The following is a 17,678-nucleotide window of genomic DNA, read 5'->3' as shown; positions in this document are numbered from 1 at the left end:
GAACACACAATCATGACGACTGGCTCAATCAAATCTCTGCAGATCGGGATGCACTGGTTTCCCGAACGCGCGGGCGGTCTCGACCGTATGTATTACTCGCTGGTCGGCGCGCTGCCGGGCGCGGGCGTCGCGGTGCGCGGCGTGGTTGCCGGTTCGCCGAAGGTCGCCGCCGATACCGGTGGCGCGATCAACGGCTTCGGCTCGGCCGCGCAATCGCTGCCGCTGCGGCTGATGGCGGCACGTCGCGCGCTACGGCAGGAACTGCGCACGTCGCGGCCCGATGTAATCTCGTCGCACTTCGCGCTGTACACGTTTCCGGGTCTCGACGTGACGCGCGGCATTCCGCAGGTGTCGCATTTTCAGGGGCCGTGGGCCGACGAGAGTCACGTCGAAGGCGCCGATTCGCTCGGCCAGCGCGCGAAGCGGTATCTGGAGCAATCGGTGTATGCGCGCTCGTCGCGGCTGATCGTGCTGTCCGACGCATTCGGCAAGATCCTCACGTCGCGCTATGGCATCTCGCCGGAGCGCGTGCGGGTGGTGCCGGGCTGCGTCGATGTCGAACAGTTCAATCTGCCGATCACGCAGGCCGAAGCGCGGCTGCGGCTGCAACTGCCACAGGACCGGCCGATCGTGCTCGCGGTACGGCGCCTCGTGCGGCGCATGGGGCTCGAAGACCTGATCGACGCGATCCAGCTCGTGAAGCGCAGCGCGCCCGACGTGCTGTTACTGATCGCCGGCAAGGGGCGGCTCGAAGGCGAATTGCAGGCGCGCATCAGCGAGGCCGGTCTCACACACAACGTGAAGCTGCTCGGCTTCGTGCCCGATCAGCATCTGGCGGCGCTGTATCGCGCGGCCAATATCAGCGTCGTGCCGACAGTCGCGCTCGAAGGCTTCGGGCTGATCACGGTCGAATCGCTCGCGTCGGGCACGCCGGTGCTGGTGACGCCAGTCGGCGGCTTGCCGGAAGCGGTGGCGGGTTTGTCGCCGGATCTGGTGCTGCCGGAAACCGGCGCGCCGGCGATCGCCGCGGGTCTCGCCGGCGCGTTGAACGGCACGCTGAAGCTGCCCGATGCCGACGCATGCCGCCGCTATGCGCGCGAGAATTTCGACAATGCGGTGATCGCGAAACGCGTCGCGGCGGTGTATGCGGAGGCGATTGCGGGCGGGGCCGTGCATTGACGGCGACGGGATTGAGGTGCGCGGTTTGACGTACTAATCAATGCGCCAAAGCACGAGGCCCCGATCATTACGATCGGGGCCTCGTCTTTTGAGCACAGCATCAGCAGCAGCGCGCGGCTTTCGATCCAGCCGCCGCGCCGCTCCACTCCACATCAAAACGTCTCGTGATGCTCGTTACGGCCGATATCGGCCTGCACCATCATCTGGCACAGCTGTTCGAGCGTCGTCTGCGGCTGCCAGCCGAGCGTGTCGCGCGCCTTGTCCGCGCAGCCGATCAGCAGATCCACTTCGGCCGGCCGATAGAACTTCGGATTCACGCGCACCAGCGTCTTGCCGGTCGCGACGTCGATGCCGATCTCGCGTTCGTCCTTGCCCGACCATTCGAGCTGATAGCCGGCCGCCGTGAACGCCATGCGCACGAAGTCGCGAACCGTTTCGGTGCGGCCCGTCGCCAGCACGAAGGTATCCGGCGCATCGGCCTGCAGCATGCGCCACATCCCCTCGACGTATTCGAGCGCAAAGCCCCAGTCGCGCTGCGCGCTCAGGTTGCCGAGTTCGAGCACGTCCTGCTTGCCGAGCCTGATCTTCGCGACCGTGTCGGTGATCTTGCGCGTGACGAACTCGCGGCCACGCAGCGGCGATTCGTGATTGAACAGAATCCCGCTGCTCGCAAACAGGTTGTACGACTCGCGATAGTTGATCGTCGACCAGTGCGCGAACAGCTTCGCGACGCCGTACGGGCTGCGCGGATAGAAGGGCGTGCTCTCGCGTTGCGGCACCGCCTGCACGAGGCCGAACATCTCCGAGGTCGACGCCTGGTAGAAGCGCGTCTTCGGGCTCAGGATGCGCAGTCCTTCGAGCAGATTCAACGCGCCGATGCCGGTCACTTCGGCGGTGGTCACGGGCTGATCGAACGACACGCCGACGAAGCTCTGCGCGGCGAGGTTGTACAGCTCGTCGGCCTGGGTGCTATCGAGCAGGCGCAGCGTCGAGCCGAGATCGGTCAGGTCGTGCTCGACCAGACGCAGATTCGGATGATCGAGCACGCCGAGCTCACGCATGCGCCAGAAATTGACCGAACTCGTGCGCCGGTAGGTGCCGGTCACGTGATAGCCCTTGTCGAGCAGCAGGCGGGTCAGATACGCGCCGTCCTGTCCGGATACGCCGGTGATGATCGCTTTGCGTGGTTGGCTCATAGCTTTAGCTTGCCTTCTGGTTTGTGATTAAAAAGAAGCCTGCGCGCCGGCTCGATGCGCGGCGCCTGATAAAACCCGCGCAAAATGCGCGAAAAAAATCGGTTCAATGCGTGCTGTCGCGATCGAGCAGTCGCCGCACCAGCGGTTCGACGACCCGATAGTCCTGTACCGCCTTCAGCCGGTACAGCGCCGGCTTCGGATGCGCGCCGTCCGACATCAGCGTCTTCCAGTCGGGCAGGCCGCTCACATAGGCGTACTGATCGACGAGCGGCACCTGCTGTTCGGCGGCCACGCGTCGCGTCATCGCGACCATCGTGGCGAGCCGCGCGTTCAGCCGGTTGTCGGGCATCGGGTTCGAGGTCTGCAATACCGGTTGCTTGCCGAGTGCGCGCGCGGTCTGCACGAGCGTTGTTTCGGCCGCGTAGAACTGCTCGGGTGTCTGGTTCTGCATCACTTCATTGATGCCGTAATTGATCAGCACGATCTGCGCCGGCGACGCGGCGAGACGCTCGCGCCACGGCAGCCCTGCGGTAGAGCCGGCGCGGCGGTTGCCGGTGCCGTCGCGCAACTGCGTCGCCATCGTGCCGCCGACGCCGTAGTTCACGACCTGCACGCGGCTGCCGTCATGTGTCTGCAACGCCTCCTGCAGCCCGTTGACGGCGTTTTGCGCTTGCGGGCCGCAATGGCCGTCGCGACAGGTGATGCCAAGCGTGGTCGAGTCGCCGTACGCGTCGATCACCACCTGTGCGGCCGCGGCCGGTTGCGGGGGCGTGTCGCTAGCGGCCGCCCGGCTGATCGGCGCGAGTAGCGTCAGCGCCGATAGCGCACCGAATACGCAGGCACCAAACACGCAGGCGGCGACTCTGCTGCTACCGCGGCTCATGCGCGGCTTTGCGGCGCTGGCCGCGCCACGTTGGCGCCGGTATTGGCCGTCGCCGTTGCAGCGGCCGCATGCGCTTGCGCCTGGACCCGTTGGGCCTGGGTGCTGCGTACATTGCTGCGCGCGTTGCCGCGTGCGCCGAAAATCAGCCGCTTTTCGAAGCCGAACCACGTGATGCTTGCGTAGACCAGCGTGATCGCCAGCGCGATCGCGGCGCTCAGATAGCGGTTCAGATGCAACGGCCACACCACGTACAGCACGCTCAGGTGAATCAGATAGATCGTGTAGCTGATCGTGCCGATATAAACGAGCACAGGATTACACAGCAATCGCTTGACGAGCCCCTTGCTTTGCAGCGCGATCACGACGATCGACGTGCACAGCACCAGCGACACGCTATACAGCCCCGCATTCGACAGCGGCGTATTGGCCGCCCGAAAACGCGGGAAATGCAGATGCAGCCACGCGAGCACCGCGAGCGCGGCGAGCATGCCCAGCACCGCGAGTCCCTTGAACGGTTCGAGCGCGTCGCGATCGCGCCGCACCGCGACCGCCAGCAACGCGCCGGCCGCGAGCAGGTCCATGCGGAACGGCGTCAGGTAGTAGATCGGCCAGAACGAATCGAACCAGGGCGTCGCCACCGCGCGCAGCACCGGCACCAGCACGATCAGCGCCGCCGCGACGTAGCCGAGCAGTCGCTCGGGCACGAGCAGGATCACGAACGGCCAGAAGATATAGAACTGCTCTTCGACCGCGAGCGACCACAGCACGTTGAGGCTGTCGTGGCCGCTCTGGTTCAGCGCGTCGCCGATATTGGTCGCGAAGAACGCATACCAGTACCAGTGCTGCGCCCACGCGAGGCCGAACAGCAGCGACGACACGACCATCAGCAGCAGATACGGCGGCAGGATGCGGCGCGCGCGGCGCGCATAAAAGTACTTGAAATACGATTGCTGACGCGTCTTGCGATCGAGCAGGATGCCGCTGATCAGAAAGCCGCTCAACACGAAAAACAGATCGACGCCCATCCAGAGCGGCGCTTTCAGCGCGTGCTGCGCGAACACCGCGAGCACGGCGATCGCGCGCAGACCGTCGAGCTGCACGATGCGGGAATGGGAGGGCGCGAGGGGCAATGCGCTGGCAGTCATGAACCGTCCATGGTGTGAAGCGGATGGGCCGGGCAAAGCGCTGCGCGATTCGTGGTCGACTGATGACGAACAGGCGCGCGCGCTTCGCGTCGCTACGGAAGTGCAATCGATTCTAAGGAAAAGAAAATCGCGAAAAAACGCGAAGGAATTGAATAAGTGAATCAGATTGAAACAGGGTATTTTTTTGGCCATTCCTGGCGACTTTATATGCTTATCGGAATGACCCGGCGCAATCCGTAATAAATACAGGGTTTGCGTTTCGCATCGGTAAATAATGGTGCTTTCACGCATCCAGATCAGGAATCGGGCATCTTTGCGTTTTTATCGATTTTTCAAAAACTTTCTTTCATTGAAATTAAATGAGCGAATATTTTTGAATTATTTTTGATTTTCACCGGCAGGTTTTTTCCGCGTAACGTAGCCGTGTGGACGGCTGTCCGTATATGGCCACTGATTGTTGGGCCATGAATGGGACTGTGATGCTCCGGCTTGCCGTCGTGGCGGCTGCTGGCGCCGACGCTGACCGCGCCGCGTCCACACGTTCCGACTGTTCTCCCGCAGTGGCTTGCGGCGGCCCGTTTCGCGTCGCCGCGCCACCTCACTGAACGACTGCATTTCTCGACGCGCGGACTCGTTCCGCGCGTCTCGCGTTGATCGATATTCGATTGGAGGATTTGCCTTGCGCCGTTTCACGCTCAGATGGCTTGCCGTGACCGCGTGTGCCGTCGCGGTGGCCGCGCTATCGGCCGCCGTGCCGGTTTATGCAGACACTGCGGCGGAAGCCGCGCTGAACGCGAAAACCTCCTGGCTGGGTAATAGCTTCGGTTTCGGCGATGGCACCTGGACGCAGATCAATATCACGGCAATCGCGGTGAGTCCCGACGGCAAGGTTTATACGAACGCGCCATGGGACGAAAGCGGCGCCGAGGCAAGTGTCTACCAGAACGGAAAGATGCTCGGCTTCGCCGGCGGCACGCATGGCTGGGGCAATGGCGGCGGCAATGCGGTCGCGATCAATCGCAAGTATGCGTTCGTCGCGATCGCGGTCGGCAACGAGAAGGGCCATCTTGTCGAGCCGGGCGTGTGGCCGGAAAAGGGCAAGCAGTGGTTCGGCATCTCGCGTCGCCTGATCGGCGATCCGAAACGCGTCGCGGCATTTCAACCTGCCGCGAAAAGCGCCGACCCGCATGCGCAACTCGCGGCCGGCTTCCTGATGATGAACGAAGTGCCGACCGGCACCGACGCCGAAATCGGCGGCCTCGCCGCGAACGACACGACGCTCTACGCAGCCAATACCGCGCGCAATCGCATCGAGCTGTACGACGCCGAATCGATGCTGCGCAAAGCGACGTGGGATGTCCACGAGCCCGGCCGCCTCGCGCTCGCACCGGACGGCACGCTGTGGGTATTGACCGGCACGCGCAGCGAGCGCGCGCCGACGGTCGAGCACTACACGGCGAGCGGTCAGCGCATCGACGAAAACTTCACGTTGCCGGCCGGCACGGTCGCGGTCGATCTCGCGATCGATGCGCACGGCCGCCTGTTGATCGCCGACAACGGCTCGCGCCAGCAGGTGCTGTTCTTCACGAAGCGCGACGGCCGCTATACGGAGTCGGGCGCGCTCGGCGAACGCGGCGGCATTTTCAGCGGCGTCGCGGGTCGCCCGGGGCCGCAGCGTTTCAACGGCCTCACGGGCGTCGGCGTCGATGCGCGCGGCAACGTCTACGTGTCGACCAACGGTACCGGTCCGCGCTACGCACCGCTCGGTGCGGGCCTCGGCGCGACGCTCGAAAGCTACGCACAGGACGGTACGCGCAACTGGCAGGTGCAGGGGCTGCTGTTCGTCGACGGTGCGTGGATCGATCCGGCGCGGCCCGATAGCGTTTATACCGGCAACAAGCGCTTCGAACTCGATCTGTCGAAGCCAGCCGGGCAGGACTGGAAATACGTAGGGTTCCTGTCGAATCGGTTCAAGTATCCGGACGATCCGGTGTTTCACACCGACCAGTATCCGGGGCTGCCGATCGCGCGCCGTCTCAAGGGGCATACGTTCCTGTATCTGACCGACATGTATGCGGACCATCTGAAGATCTATCGCTTCGACACGCAGCGCGATGGCGAGACCGCGATTCCGTCGGGCTTCATCGCGGGCCGCGAGCGCGCGGTCGCGAAGGTGCCGAACGCACCGCCGGGCGGCGACTGGATCTGGCGCGACACGAACGGCGACGGCCGCTTCGAGAGCGACGAATTCACGCTGAACACAAGCGGCACGAAGCTCGCGGGCGGCTGGGGCTGGTGGGTCGACACCGCCGGCGACATCTGGCGCACGCGCGACACCAAGGGCATCTATCGCTTCCGTTTCGGCGGCCTCGACGCGAAGGGCAACCCGATCTACTCGTATTCGAATCTGACGCAATACCCGGTGCCGCAGCCGTTCACCGAGCTGCATCGTGCGATCTACGACCCGGCGACCGACACGCTGTACGTGAGCGGCTATACCGCCGACATGCCGTTCGATCGCGGCTTCTGGAAAGAAGTGGGGCGCGTGCTGGTGCGCTACGACAAGTGGTCGAGCGGCAAACCGGTACAGCGCTACGCGATCACGTTGCCGTGGCAGACGCAGGGCAAACCCATCGCGACGATCATCGGCCTCACCGTCGAAGGGCAATACGTGTTCGGCGTCGAGCCGGTCGGCGCGGTGCACGTGTGGGACAAGGACAGCGGCAAGGAGCTCGGTGTGATCCGTCCGGGGCCGGAGGTGGGCCGCGCGTCGGGCTGGGTCGATGTGCCCAACGGCATCAGCGCGACGAAACGCGCGGACGGCGAGTACCTCGTGTTCGTCGAGGAAGACGCGCGCGGCAAGGTGCTGATGTACCGCTGGAAGCCGTGATGCCGCATTCACGCACCCATTCACGCACCAAACCACACCGCAAACAACCCAACCGCATAACCCAAGGGATTCGATGGACAAAGGCATTCTCAGGAACGTAGCGATCAACTTTTTCGGGCTCGTGCTGCCGACGTTCGTATCGCTCGTCACCGTGCCGTCGTATATCCGGCTGCTCGGCGTCGAGCGCTATGGCGTGATCAGTCTCGTGTGGACGCTGATCGGCTACTTCGGCATTCTCGATCTCGGCATGAGCATGGCCGCGCAGAACCATATTTCGAAGGCGCGCGCGTCCGGCGACCAGCAGGAAAGCGTGCGCGTGTTCTGGAGCGCGACGTGGCTGAATCTGACGACCGGTGTGATCGGCGGATTGATCATCTACTTCGGCGCGTTTCTGTACACCGCGTATTTCACGAAGGTGTCGCCGGAACTGCAGCACGAGGTCTATATGGCGCTGCCGTGGCTCGCGGTCGCGATTCCGATCGCCAACGTGTCGTGGGTGTTCGCGGGCGCGATCAACGGCGCGGAACGCTTCGGCGTCTACAACACCAACCAGACCATCGGCACGTTCCTGTTCCAGTTGCTGCCGCTCGGCGCGGCGCTGTGGCTCGGCGCGACGCTACAGAACGTGCTGGCGGCCGCGGTGGTCGCGCGCATTCTCGCGGCGGTGCTGCTCGGCCGCTCGGCGCTGAAAGTACTGGAAATACGCAGCATTCTGCCGCCGCAGCTCGGCGTCGCGAAAGGGCTCTTCAACTTCGGCGGCTGGATGCTGGTGGCGAGCGTGACGACGATGGTCGCCGATTCGCTCGACCGCGTGATGCTCGGCTCGCGGCTCGGCGCGCGTTTCGTCACGTACTACACGGTGCCGCAAAACCTCGTCACGCGTCTGAACATCGTGCCGACCGCGCTGGTGCGCACGCTGTTTCCGCGGCTGTCCGCGGTGGGCCGCGCGGATGCCGACACCATCACGCAGCAGTCGCTCGAATTTCTGAACGGTGTGTTCACGCCGGTCGCGCTCGTCGCGATGCTGGTGCTCGCACCGTTCCTGCATCTGTGGGTCGGCAATGAAATCGCCACCGTGGCCGCGCCGGTGGGCCGCATCATGATCGTCGCCGTGTGGCTCGTCGGACAGGCGAACGTCACGCGCATCCTGATCCAGTCGCAGGTCAATCCGGCCACCGCCGCGCGCGTCGGCCTCGTCGAGTTGCCGCTTTTTGCCGGCGGCTTGTGGTTCGGCATCAAGCATTTCGGGCTCACCGGCGCGGCGGTCGCGGTGGCCGCCCGCGCGCTGTTCGATTACGCAGTGCTGCTGCATTTCGCGGCGATCCGCTCGCGCCAGATCGTGCTCGACATGCTGGCCCACCTTGCTTTTCTGCTCGCCAGCCTGTGGCTCGCGAGCTTCCTGCCGAGCCTCGCGCTAGCGATTGCCGCCGGCGTGTTGATGGTCGGCGCGAACGTCGCGTGGTCGATCACGATGACGCCCTCCTTGCGCAATCTTGCGCGTTCACTGCTGTTGCGACTGAATCCGAGGAAAAGCGCATGAATCACGACGTCCTTGAAAAATCCCTGTTGAGGCCGGCGACGCGCAGCGCGCTCGACGAACTCACGCAGGTGCCGGAGCGGCAAGCGAAGCCGCGCCGCACGCCATTGCGTGCGGACAAACGCGTGCGTATCGCGATCGTGCACGACTGGCTCGTCACTTATGCGGGCGCCGAGAAGGTGCTCGAGCAGATCATCGCGTGCTTTCCGGAGGCGGACCTGTTCAGTCTCGTCGACTTTCTCGACGACCGCGACTTCCTGCGCGGCAAGTCGGTGACGACCTCGTTCATCCAGAAGCTGCCGCTCGCGCGCAGCAAGTACCGCTCGTATCTGCCGCTGATGCCGCTCGCGATCGAGCAGCTCGACGTATCCGCGTACGACGTGGTGATTTCGAGCAGCCATGCGGTCGCGAAGGGCATCCTGACCGGCCCCGACCAGGTGCATATCAGCTACGTGCATTCGCCGATCCGCTACGCGTGGGATCTGCAGCACCAGTATCTGCAGCAGTCGAAGCTGACGCACGGGCCGAAGTCCATACTCGCGCGGCTGATTCTGCATTACATCCGCAACTGGGATATCCGTACGTCGAATTCGGTCGACGGCTTCATCTCGAACTCGGCGTTCATTGCACGGCGGATCAAGAAGGTCTATCAGCGCGACGCGCAGGTGATCTTTCCACCGGTCGACGTCGAAGCGTTTTCGTTGTGCACGGAGAAGGAGGATTTCTATCTGACCGCGTCGCGCATGGTGCCGTACAAGAAGATCGATCTGATCGTCGAGGCGTTCACGCAGATGCCGGAGCGCAAGCTCATCGTGATCGGCGACGGGCCCGAGATGGAGAAGATCCGCGCGAAGGCGGGGGCGAACGTCGACATCCTCGGCTATCAGCCGTTCAAGGTGCTGAAGGACCACATGAGCCGCGCGAAGGCGTTCGTGTTCGCGGCGGAAGAGGACTTCGGCATTTCGGTCGTCGAGGCGCAGGCCTGCGGCACGCCGGTGATCGCATACGGCAAGGGCGGGGCGCTCGAAACCGTGCGCGACCTGTCCGAGCCGAAGCCGACCGGGATGTTCTTCGATGAGCAGGATACCGAATCGATCATCGGGGCGGTCAGTCGTTTCGACGACCTTGCGGATCGCTTCGTGCCCGCGAATTGCCGCAGCAATGCCGAGCAGTTCTCGGCCGCGCATTTCCGCGAACGCTTCTTCGAACACGTGCGCGCGGCGGTGCCGGCGCTGCGTGCGGCGACGCTGCCGCCTTACGTCCCGTATGTCACGCACGCGCAGGCTGCCGCCAACGTGCCGCGCACGCTCGCGGTCGATCAGAGCGGCGTGCTCGGCGGCGCCGAATTGTCGCTGCTCGAAATCGTCAAGGCGCTGCGTTCGCGTATCGAGGTCGTGCTGTTCGACGACGGGCCGTTTCGTACCGCGCTCGCGAAGACCGGCGTCGAGGTCAACGTGCTCGACGCGGGCGCGCTGAAAAGCGTCCGCAAGCAGGGCGGTTCGCTGCCGAAGGGGCAGGCGCTGAAGGGGCTGATTTCGCTGGTGCGCGCGACCGCGAAGCGCGCGCGCCACGTCGACGTGATCTATGCGAACACGCAGCGCGCGATGGTGATCGGCGCGCTGGCCGGCAAGCTCGCGCGCCGGCCGGTGGTCTGGCATCTGCGCGACATCGTCAGTCCCGAGCATTTCGGCGGCAAGCAACTGGCGATCATCAAGTGGTGCGCGCGGCTCGGCCTCACGCATGTGATCGCCAATTCGGCCGCGTCCGCGCAGGCCTTCTCGCAGCTCACGCAGTTCGACGGCAAGCGTATCGACGTGGTGTTCAACGGCATTTCGGCGGAACCGTTCGACGCATTGCGTACCGTGCCGCAAGCGACGCTGCGCGAGCGCCTGAAGCTGCCGCACGACGCGTTTCTCGTCGGCTCGTTCAGCCGCCTCGCGCGCTGGAAGGGGCAGCACGTGCTGCTCGAAGCGATGGTGCTCAATCCGCACATGCATGCGGTTCTGGTTGGCGCGGCGCTGTTCGGTGAGGACCAGTACGAAATCGAATTGCGCGCGTTCGTCGCTGCGCACAAGCTCGGCGGGCGTGTGCATTTCCTCGGCTTCCAGCACGATATTCCGGCCTGCATGTGCGCGGTCGACGCGGTCGTGCATACGTCGATCACGCCGGAGCCGTTCGGGCGCGTGATCGTCGAAGGCATGTTGGCGCAACGGCCTGTCGTCGCAGCGCGTGCCGGTGGTGTGCTCGAAATCATCGACGACCACGAGAACGGCGTGCTGTGCGCGCCGGGAGACGCGCACGCGCTCGCCGACACGCTCGCGGAATTGCGCTCGAACGGCGAGTTGCGCGAGAAGCTGGTCAGAAACGGTTACCAGACCGCGCTGAGTCGCTTCGGTACGCGGACCTATGTTGATGGCGTCGCGCGGATTCTGAAGAGTGTGGTTGAGAAGTAGAGCGGGGAAGTAAAGCCGAATGCAAAAGCGCGTCGGGTCAGGCCGCAAGGCCTGTTCCGACGCGCGTGAGTGAAGGGCCGTAGGTTTTTACGCGAGGGTAGACAGGGGCATGGCCAGTCCTTGTAATTGCGTAGCGGAGCGAAAGCCGAAAGGTTTTCGCTCCTTTTTTTATCGCTTATCGTAGGTTGCGTACGGTGCGCGCAGGACCGGATTTGAAGCTCGCGGACCACTTCATCGCCGGCAACTCGACGAGCCGGTAGAACACGTAGGCGGCCGGCACCGCGACCAGCATGTAGCCGAACGACGGCCAGATCGACATCTGCAATGACGAACGGAACAGCCACGACGACAGCAGCACGAAGATCGGCAGATGGATCAGATACAGCGAAAAGCTGAAATCGCCGCAACGGGACAACACGCGGGACAGCGCGCGCGAGACGGTTTCCGACAGCGCACGCAGGCCGCGTGGCGTGTGACGGGCGCCGTCACGCGGATCCAGCGCCTTGTGCAGATAGCACGCAAAGCCGAGCGCCCAGAGCTGGAACGCGCCGTACTGGCCGAAATGAAACGCGACGCAACCGCCGACGATGAAAGCGGCCGCCAGCACGTAGAGCCAGGCCGGAGCGCGCGCGCCGGCTGTGCCGCGTGCTTTCGCATCGGCGATCCACGCGCCAAGCGTCCACGACAACCAGTACGACGTGAAGAACTGGATGTCATGACGCTCCAGCAGGTACGCGGACACGATGTTGATCGCGGCCACGATTGCGAGCACGGCATTCATGCCGATACGTCGCCGCAACGCGAACAGCAGCGGATAGATTGCGTAGAACTGCACTTCGAGCGACAGCGTCCACAGCGCGCCGTTCGACCCGTAGGTCTTGCCCGCGACGCCTTGCAGCGAAAACAGATTGACCAGAAACGCGTGCAGCCCGATCTCGCGAATCTTGTGGCTGACAGGCGGCAGTTGCAGACTCAGCGAATCGAGCGCGAAGGTCAGCACGAGCGCGGCCAGCAACACCGGATAAATACGCGTGAAGCGCCGCAGCCAGAAATTACCGACGTCGAGCCGGTAAGCGGGATTGCCCACGAGCCGCAACGCACCGCCGCGATGGATGCAGTAACCGCTGATCACGAAGAAAATCGGCACGCCGGCCGAGCCCCACGCGATCGGGAAGGTCAGATAGGCGGCGAGCGCGCCGGGGCTGAACGAATGGCCGACGTTCTGATGAAACGCCTGCATGCCGACCCATACGACCTGGCGGCAATGAAAATAGGCGACCAGCAGCGCGGCGATGCCTCGCATCACGTCGATCACGTGCTCCTTGCCGGCGCTCGCGGCGCGCGCATCGCCGCGAGCGCGTGCCGCGGCGGATTGGCTCGTATGAGGCGGCGGAGAGAGAGGCAGGGATGTGCCGGCGGCATCCAGGGCTGGGTCGCTCATGCGCGGTCCTTATCTGAAGCGAAAACGGAAACGGAAAGCTGAAAAGAAAGCTGCGGCGGGAGCATGTTGCTCTTGCGCGAGCGCAGGGCTATCCGCGCTGCATCCATGCTAGAGCACCGCGGCGTCAAAAAATCGATAAAAAATTGCTTTGCCAATTAATGGAATGGTGATTTTGTGACGAATTGTAATTGAGCATGAGCGGATGCGACGTCGAATTATTTACCGCTTTTGACATGCTAATTTAAGACACGGATTTTTCTGACCCGAGGTGAAGTCATGAACCTTCATTTACTTGCCGGCATTGCGGTGCTGCTGATCCTGATCGCCGCCTCCGCGTACCGCGACGCCCTGCGCAACGAGCCAATCCGCCGTTACCGGATGAATCCGGGCAAGCTGCCGCCGGTCGACGATCAGGAATGACGAGCGGCCGGGCGTTTGCGCCCGGTCGGGCCGAACCAGTCGCCCGTCGTTGTGCGGCATGTAAAAGTTTCGGATTTATTCGTCAATTTCATGCCAATGGATATGTAATAATTTCCCTATTTACGCATCATTTGGCATATTGTGAATAAGCCGGATTATTGATTCAGATTGGCGAAAAATCCGCGCGTGAATCTGGCCAGTTTTGTTGCCGGTCTTGCGCCGATACCGATTGGCCGCCAGGTCCGCGAACACACCAACTTCTAACCGATGTGGGAATGCCTACCATGCTGAAAGTCACCAAAGCCGTGTTTCCCGTAGCGGGCCTCGGGACACGATTCCTGCCGGCTACCAAAGCAAGTCCTAAGGAAATGCTGCCGATCGTCGACAAGCCGCTGATTCAATACGCGGTCGAGGAAGCGATTGCCGCCGGCATCACCGAGATGATCTTCGTGACGGGCCGCAGCAAGCGCGCGATCGAAGATCACTTCGACAAATCGTACGAGATCGAGTCCGAGCTCGAAGCGCGCAACAAGCAGAAGCTGCTCGACCTCGTGCGCAGCATCAAGCCGGCCAACGTCGACTGCTTCTACGTGCGTCAGGCCGAAGCGCTCGGTCTCGGCCATGCGGTGCTGTGCGCCGAGAAGCTGGTGGGCGACAGCCCGTTCGCGGTGATTCTCGCCGACGACCTGTTGCACAGCACGAAGCCGGTGATGAGCCAACTCGTCGATACGTTCAACCACTATCACAGCTCGGTGATCGGCGTCGAAACGATCGCGCGCGAAGACAGTCGCTCGTACGGCGTTGTCGACGGCCGTGAATGGGAAGACAACGTGATCAAGCTGTCGGGCATCATCGAAAAGCCGGCGCCGGACAAGGCGCCGTCGAATCTTGGCGTGGTAGGCCGCTACGTGCTGATGCCGACGATTTTCAAGCACATCCGCGCGCTCAAGCCGGGCGCGGGCGGCGAACTGCAACTGACCGACGCGGTGCAGTCGCTGCTGACCGAAGAACAGGTACTCGCGTATCGCTACTTCGGCACGCGCTTCGATTGCGGCAGCAAGCTCGGTTATCTGAAGGCGACGGTCGAATTCGCGCTGCGCCATCCGGAAGTGAAGGCCGAATTCGAAGCGTATCTGCAGGCGTATATGCAGAATGAGGTGCTCGGCGGCACGACGGGGCAACTGACGGCCGAAGCGGCCTGAATGGGAAGTGTTGGTGACCAGCGCAGGGCTGGTTGCGACACGATTTCCTTCGTGAATAGCGATGAATAGCGACACGCGGGCTGTCTGCTCTTACCGAGCGGCAGCCCGATTTTTTTCGCATGCTGGCGGTAGTGGGCTAAGCGAAATCGGGCCGTTCCTGCGTCCGGTAACGCTTCCTTCCTCGCTGATGTTTGCATCAGGCTAAAGCGTCTGGTGTGTAGGGTGCATGTGGTCATGCACGCTCACACATGCGCCGCATCGTTCCTGGCAGGCGCACGATTGCCCGCACTTAATCGGCGACGACGCCTGCTTCACGCAATAGCGCATCGATGGATTCGCTAGCGTGATCGAAACGCCCCGCAGTCTGACGCGTGCCGATGAGCTCGCCCTCGATGATATGAATGTGCGTCGCGACCGTATGCGGATGCACGCCGCAGCGCTGCGCGAGGCTAACGGTCGTTTCCTTCGTGCGCGTCAGCGCGTTCGCAATGATCGCGCGATGCAGCTTCCGATTCGCTGCACGCCTCGCAAGTAACGGCGTGACGTGCACCAGCACCCCATGCATCGCCTGTTCCCATTCGGGATTGGGGTAGCCGCCGGAGCAGCAACGCGCACCGCACGAACATTTCAGCGTGCGCGGCGCGTGGGCAACGACGAGCAACGCACACGACAACGGCGTGAGACGTTCGAGCTGACGGCGGATGCGCGCGGCCTGCGCGGTTCCATCCAGTCCGGTGAGCGCCGATTCGGGTGGAACACGTCGATGCAGCGTTCCGAACGAAGACGCAGCGCTACGCTCGACTGCATGACGCAACGCGTCGCGCAGCGCCAAGGCAGCGCTTGAATAGGTTTCTCGCATGAGCTTTTTTCCTTTCTGGCAGAAGACTCTGAGCTGATCGCTCACGCGAAGAATCATATTTATCGTTCGTTCTTGGGCTTCATTTCAAATCAAAAGCCGGTCGACAGACTTACCGTCAAACAGATGTAAGCCTGACAGATGTCAAATCTGATGGGGTCTGCGGGAGAGTAGAGAACATAAAAGCCACCAGCAAAAAAACGGGCGCCGCAGCGCCCGTTTTTCATGCCAGCTCATAACGATAGAGAGCGGGGCAAAACCACCCCACACCCTCAACCCAGCTTCTTCACCTCGAGCCGGAATTTATGCAGCAACGGCTCGGTATAGCCGCTCGGTTGCTGCCGCCCCTCGAACACCAGTGCCTGCGCCGCCTTGAACGCGATCGTGTCGAAGCCCGGTGCCATCGGTTGATAAAGCGGGTCGCCGGCATTCTGTGCATCGACGACCTTCGCCATCCGCCTGAACGTCTCCTCGACGAGCTCGCGTTTGATCACGCCGTGATACAGCCAGTTCGCGATGTGCTGACTCGAAATACGCAGCGTCGCGCGATCTTCCATCAGGCCGACGTTGTGAATGTCCGGCACCTTCGAGCAGCCGACGCCCTGGTCGATCCAGCGCACCACGTAGCCGAGAATGCCCTGCGCGTTGTTGTCGACCTCGGCGCGGATTTCGTCGTCGCTCCACTGCGCCTTTTCGACGACCGGAATCGTCAGCAGCCCATCGAGCAACTCGTCGCGCAGCGTCGCGTAGTCGGTGCGTTCGAGTTCCTGCTGGACCGCCTGCACGTCGACCTGGTGATAGTGCAGCGCGTGCAGCGTCGCGGCGGTCGGCGAGGGCACCCACGCGGTGTTCGCGCCAGCCTTCGGATGCGCGATCTTCTGTTCGAGCATCGCGTGCATCAGATCCGGCATCGCCCACATGCCCTTGCCGATCTGCGAGCGCCCGCGCAGGCCCGCGCTCAAGCCGACCAGCACATTGCTGCGCTCATACGACGTGATCCACCGGCTCGACTTCATGTCGCCCTTGCGCATCATCGGGCCGGCTTCCATCGCCGAGTGCATTTCGTCGCCGGTGCGATCGAGGAAGCCCGTGTTGATGAACGCCACGCGCTCCGACGCTTTGTCGATACAGGCGAGCAGGTTCACGCTGGTGCGGCGCTCCTCGTCCATGATGCCCATCTTGATCGTGTTGCGCGGCAGCTTCAGCAGGTCTTCGACGCGCGCGAACAACTCGCTCGCGAACGCGACCTCGGCCGGGCCGTGCATCTTCGGCTTCACGATATAGATCGAGCCGGTGCGCGAATTCAGCTTGTTCTGACGATCGCGCAGCGCGCACAGCGTCGTGATCACCGCGTCGAGAATCCCTTCTGGAATCTCGTGACCGTCCTTCGTCAGCACGGCCGGATTCGTCATCAGATGGCCGACGTTGCGGATGAACAGCAGCGAGCGGCCGTGCAGCTTCACCTTCGATTTGCCGTCCGCGCCGGTGTATTCGCGGTCCGCGTTGAGCCGGCGCGTGAAGGTCTTGCCGTTCTTCGCGACCTCTTCGGTCAGATCGCCGTTCATCAGGCCGAGCCAGTTGCGATAGAGCTGCACCTTGTCGTCGGCGTCGACGGCCGCGACCGAGTCCTCGCAGTCGATGATCGTGCTGACCGCCGCTTCGACGACCACATCTTTCACGTGCGCCGAATCGGTCTTGCCGATCGAATCGTTCGCATCGATCTGGATTTCGACGTGCAGGCCGTTGTGCTTGACGAGCACCGCCGACGGCGCGCTCGCGTCGCCCTGATAGCCGACGAACTGCGCGGGCGTTTTCAGCGCGCTCGTACCGTTCTTCAGCGCGACGACCAGCTGGCCGCCCTCGACGCTATAACGCGTCGCGTCCGCATGCGAGCCGTTCGCGAGCGGCGCGGCCTGATCGAGGAACTTGCGCGCGAACGCGATCACCGCGGCGCCGCGCACCGGGTTGAAGCCTTTCTGCTTTTCCGCGCCACCGGTTTCGGGGATCGCGTCGGTGCCGTACAGCGCGTCGTACAGGCTGCCCCAACGCGCGTTCGCGGCGTTCAGCGCATAGCGCTGGTTCGACAGCGGCACGACCAGCTGCGGGCCGGCCTGTTCGGCGATTTCGCTGTCCACGTGGTCGGTCGTGGCTTTGACGCTGGCGGGCACGGGCACGATGTAGCCGATGCCTTCGAGAAACGCGCGGTACGCGCGCAGGTCGCGTACCGGGCCCGGATTGGCCCGATGCCAGTTGTCGAGTTCGGTTTGCAGGCGGTCGCGCTCGGCGAGCAGCGCACGGTTCTTTGGCGCCAGCTCGTGAACGAGGGCGTCGAAACCCGACCAGAAAGCTGCGCTGTCGATTCCGCTGCCGGGCAGGGCTTCGGTTTCGACAAACTGGTCGAGGTTGGCGGCGACCTGCAGTCCGCCGCGCGGGTTCATCTGAGTCATCGACTGCTCCATCTGTTATGGGACCGGTG

12 protein-coding genes are annotated in these 17,678 nt (G+C 63.3%); 6 read left to right on the top strand and 6 right to left on the bottom strand.

The annotated features are described in order from the left end of the window. Positions 1 to 12 precede the first annotated feature (12 nt). The gene (locus HHL14_RS10380) at positions 13 to 1,179 is read left to right on the top strand and encodes a glycosyltransferase family 4 protein (protein ID WP_169497510.1); all 1,167 of its coding nucleotides are present in this window, start codon (positions 13 to 15) and stop codon (positions 1,177 to 1,179) included. Between the two features lie 152 nt (positions 1,180 to 1,331). On the opposite strand, the gene gmd is transcribed toward HHL14_RS10380, so the two are convergent. From gmd to HHL14_RS10365, 3 genes are all read right to left on the bottom strand, one after another. Beyond that, entirely contained in the window at positions 1,332 to 2,375 is a 1,044-nt protein-coding gene (gmd, locus tag HHL14_RS10375; RefSeq protein ID WP_169497509.1) for a GDP-mannose 4,6-dehydratase, read from the bottom strand. Between the two features lie 103 nt (positions 2,376 to 2,478). Beyond that, entirely contained in the window at positions 2,479 to 3,258 is a 780-nt protein-coding gene (locus HHL14_RS10370) for an SGNH/GDSL hydrolase family protein (RefSeq protein WP_169497508.1), read from the bottom strand. Next, positions 3,255 to 4,403: an acyltransferase family protein gene (locus HHL14_RS10365; RefSeq protein ID WP_169497507.1), complete on the bottom strand. Its 1,149-nt coding sequence runs from the start codon at positions 4,401 to 4,403 to the stop codon at positions 3,255 to 3,257. The genes HHL14_RS10370 and HHL14_RS10365 overlap by 4 nt, the downstream gene beginning before the upstream one ends. A 679-nt stretch (positions 4,404 to 5,082) precedes the next feature. On the opposite strand from HHL14_RS10365, the gene HHL14_RS10360 reads away from it, so the two are divergent. The 3 genes from HHL14_RS10360 to HHL14_RS10350 all read left to right on the top strand — a co-directional run bounded on the left by HHL14_RS10360 (position 5,083) and on the right by HHL14_RS10350 (position 11,283). Then, positions 5,083 to 7,293: an NHL repeat-containing protein gene (locus HHL14_RS10360; RefSeq protein ID WP_169497506.1), complete on the top strand. Its 2,211-nt coding sequence runs from the start codon at positions 5,083 to 5,085 to the stop codon at positions 7,291 to 7,293. A gap of 73 nt (positions 7,294 to 7,366) precedes the next feature. Beyond that, on the top strand, positions 7,367 to 8,833 hold the full coding sequence (locus HHL14_RS10355; RefSeq protein WP_169497505.1) for a flippase: 1,467 nt from the start codon (positions 7,367 to 7,369) through the stop codon (positions 8,831 to 8,833). After that, positions 8,830 to 11,283, top strand: coding sequence for a glycosyltransferase family 4 protein (locus HHL14_RS10350; RefSeq protein WP_169497504.1), 2,454 nt, complete (start codon positions 8,830 to 8,832; stop codon positions 11,281 to 11,283). The genes HHL14_RS10355 and HHL14_RS10350 overlap by 4 nt, the downstream gene beginning before the upstream one ends. A 175-nt stretch (positions 11,284 to 11,458) precedes the next feature. On the opposite strand, the gene HHL14_RS10345 is transcribed toward HHL14_RS10350, so the two are convergent. Next, the gene (locus tag HHL14_RS10345; protein WP_169497503.1) at positions 11,459 to 12,724 is read right to left on the bottom strand and encodes an acyltransferase family protein; all 1,266 of its coding nucleotides are present in this window, start codon (positions 12,722 to 12,724) and stop codon (positions 11,459 to 11,461) included. A gap of 276 nt (positions 12,725 to 13,000) precedes the next feature. Between HHL14_RS10345 and HHL14_RS10340 the strand changes: the two genes are divergently transcribed. Together HHL14_RS10340 and galU are read left to right on the top strand one after the other, a co-directional pair. Continuing rightward, entirely contained in the window at positions 13,001 to 13,144 is a 144-nt protein-coding gene (locus HHL14_RS10340; RefSeq protein ID WP_169497502.1) for a hypothetical protein, read from the top strand. A gap of 284 nt (positions 13,145 to 13,428) precedes the next feature. Beyond that, positions 13,429 to 14,346 carry a UTP--glucose-1-phosphate uridylyltransferase GalU gene (gene galU, locus HHL14_RS10335; protein ID WP_169497501.1) on the top strand — a complete coding sequence of 306 codons (918 nt, stop codon included), beginning with the start codon at positions 13,429 to 13,431 and terminating at the stop codon, positions 14,344 to 14,346. 289 nt (positions 14,347 to 14,635) lie between these two features. Here the strand turns inward: galU and HHL14_RS10330 are convergent, their stop codons facing one another. Further along, on the bottom strand, positions 14,636 to 15,205 hold the full coding sequence (locus tag HHL14_RS10330) for a hypothetical protein (RefSeq protein ID WP_169497500.1): 570 nt from the start codon (positions 15,203 to 15,205) through the stop codon (positions 14,636 to 14,638). Positions 15,206 to 15,474: 269 nt separating this feature from the next. Continuing rightward, positions 15,475 to 17,649, bottom strand: coding sequence for a malate synthase G (locus HHL14_RS10325; protein WP_169497499.1), 2,175 nt, complete (start codon positions 17,647 to 17,649; stop codon positions 15,475 to 15,477). Positions 17,650 to 17,678 lie beyond the last annotated feature (29 nt).

Origin of the sequence: Paraburkholderia antibiotica (genome assembly GCF_012927125.1) — a bacterium.
GTDB lineage: Bacteria > Pseudomonadota > Gammaproteobacteria > Burkholderiales > Burkholderiaceae > Paraburkholderia > Paraburkholderia antibiotica.
Note: the sequence above shows the minus strand (reverse complement) of the source record. Positions and strands in the feature narration are given on the sequence as shown.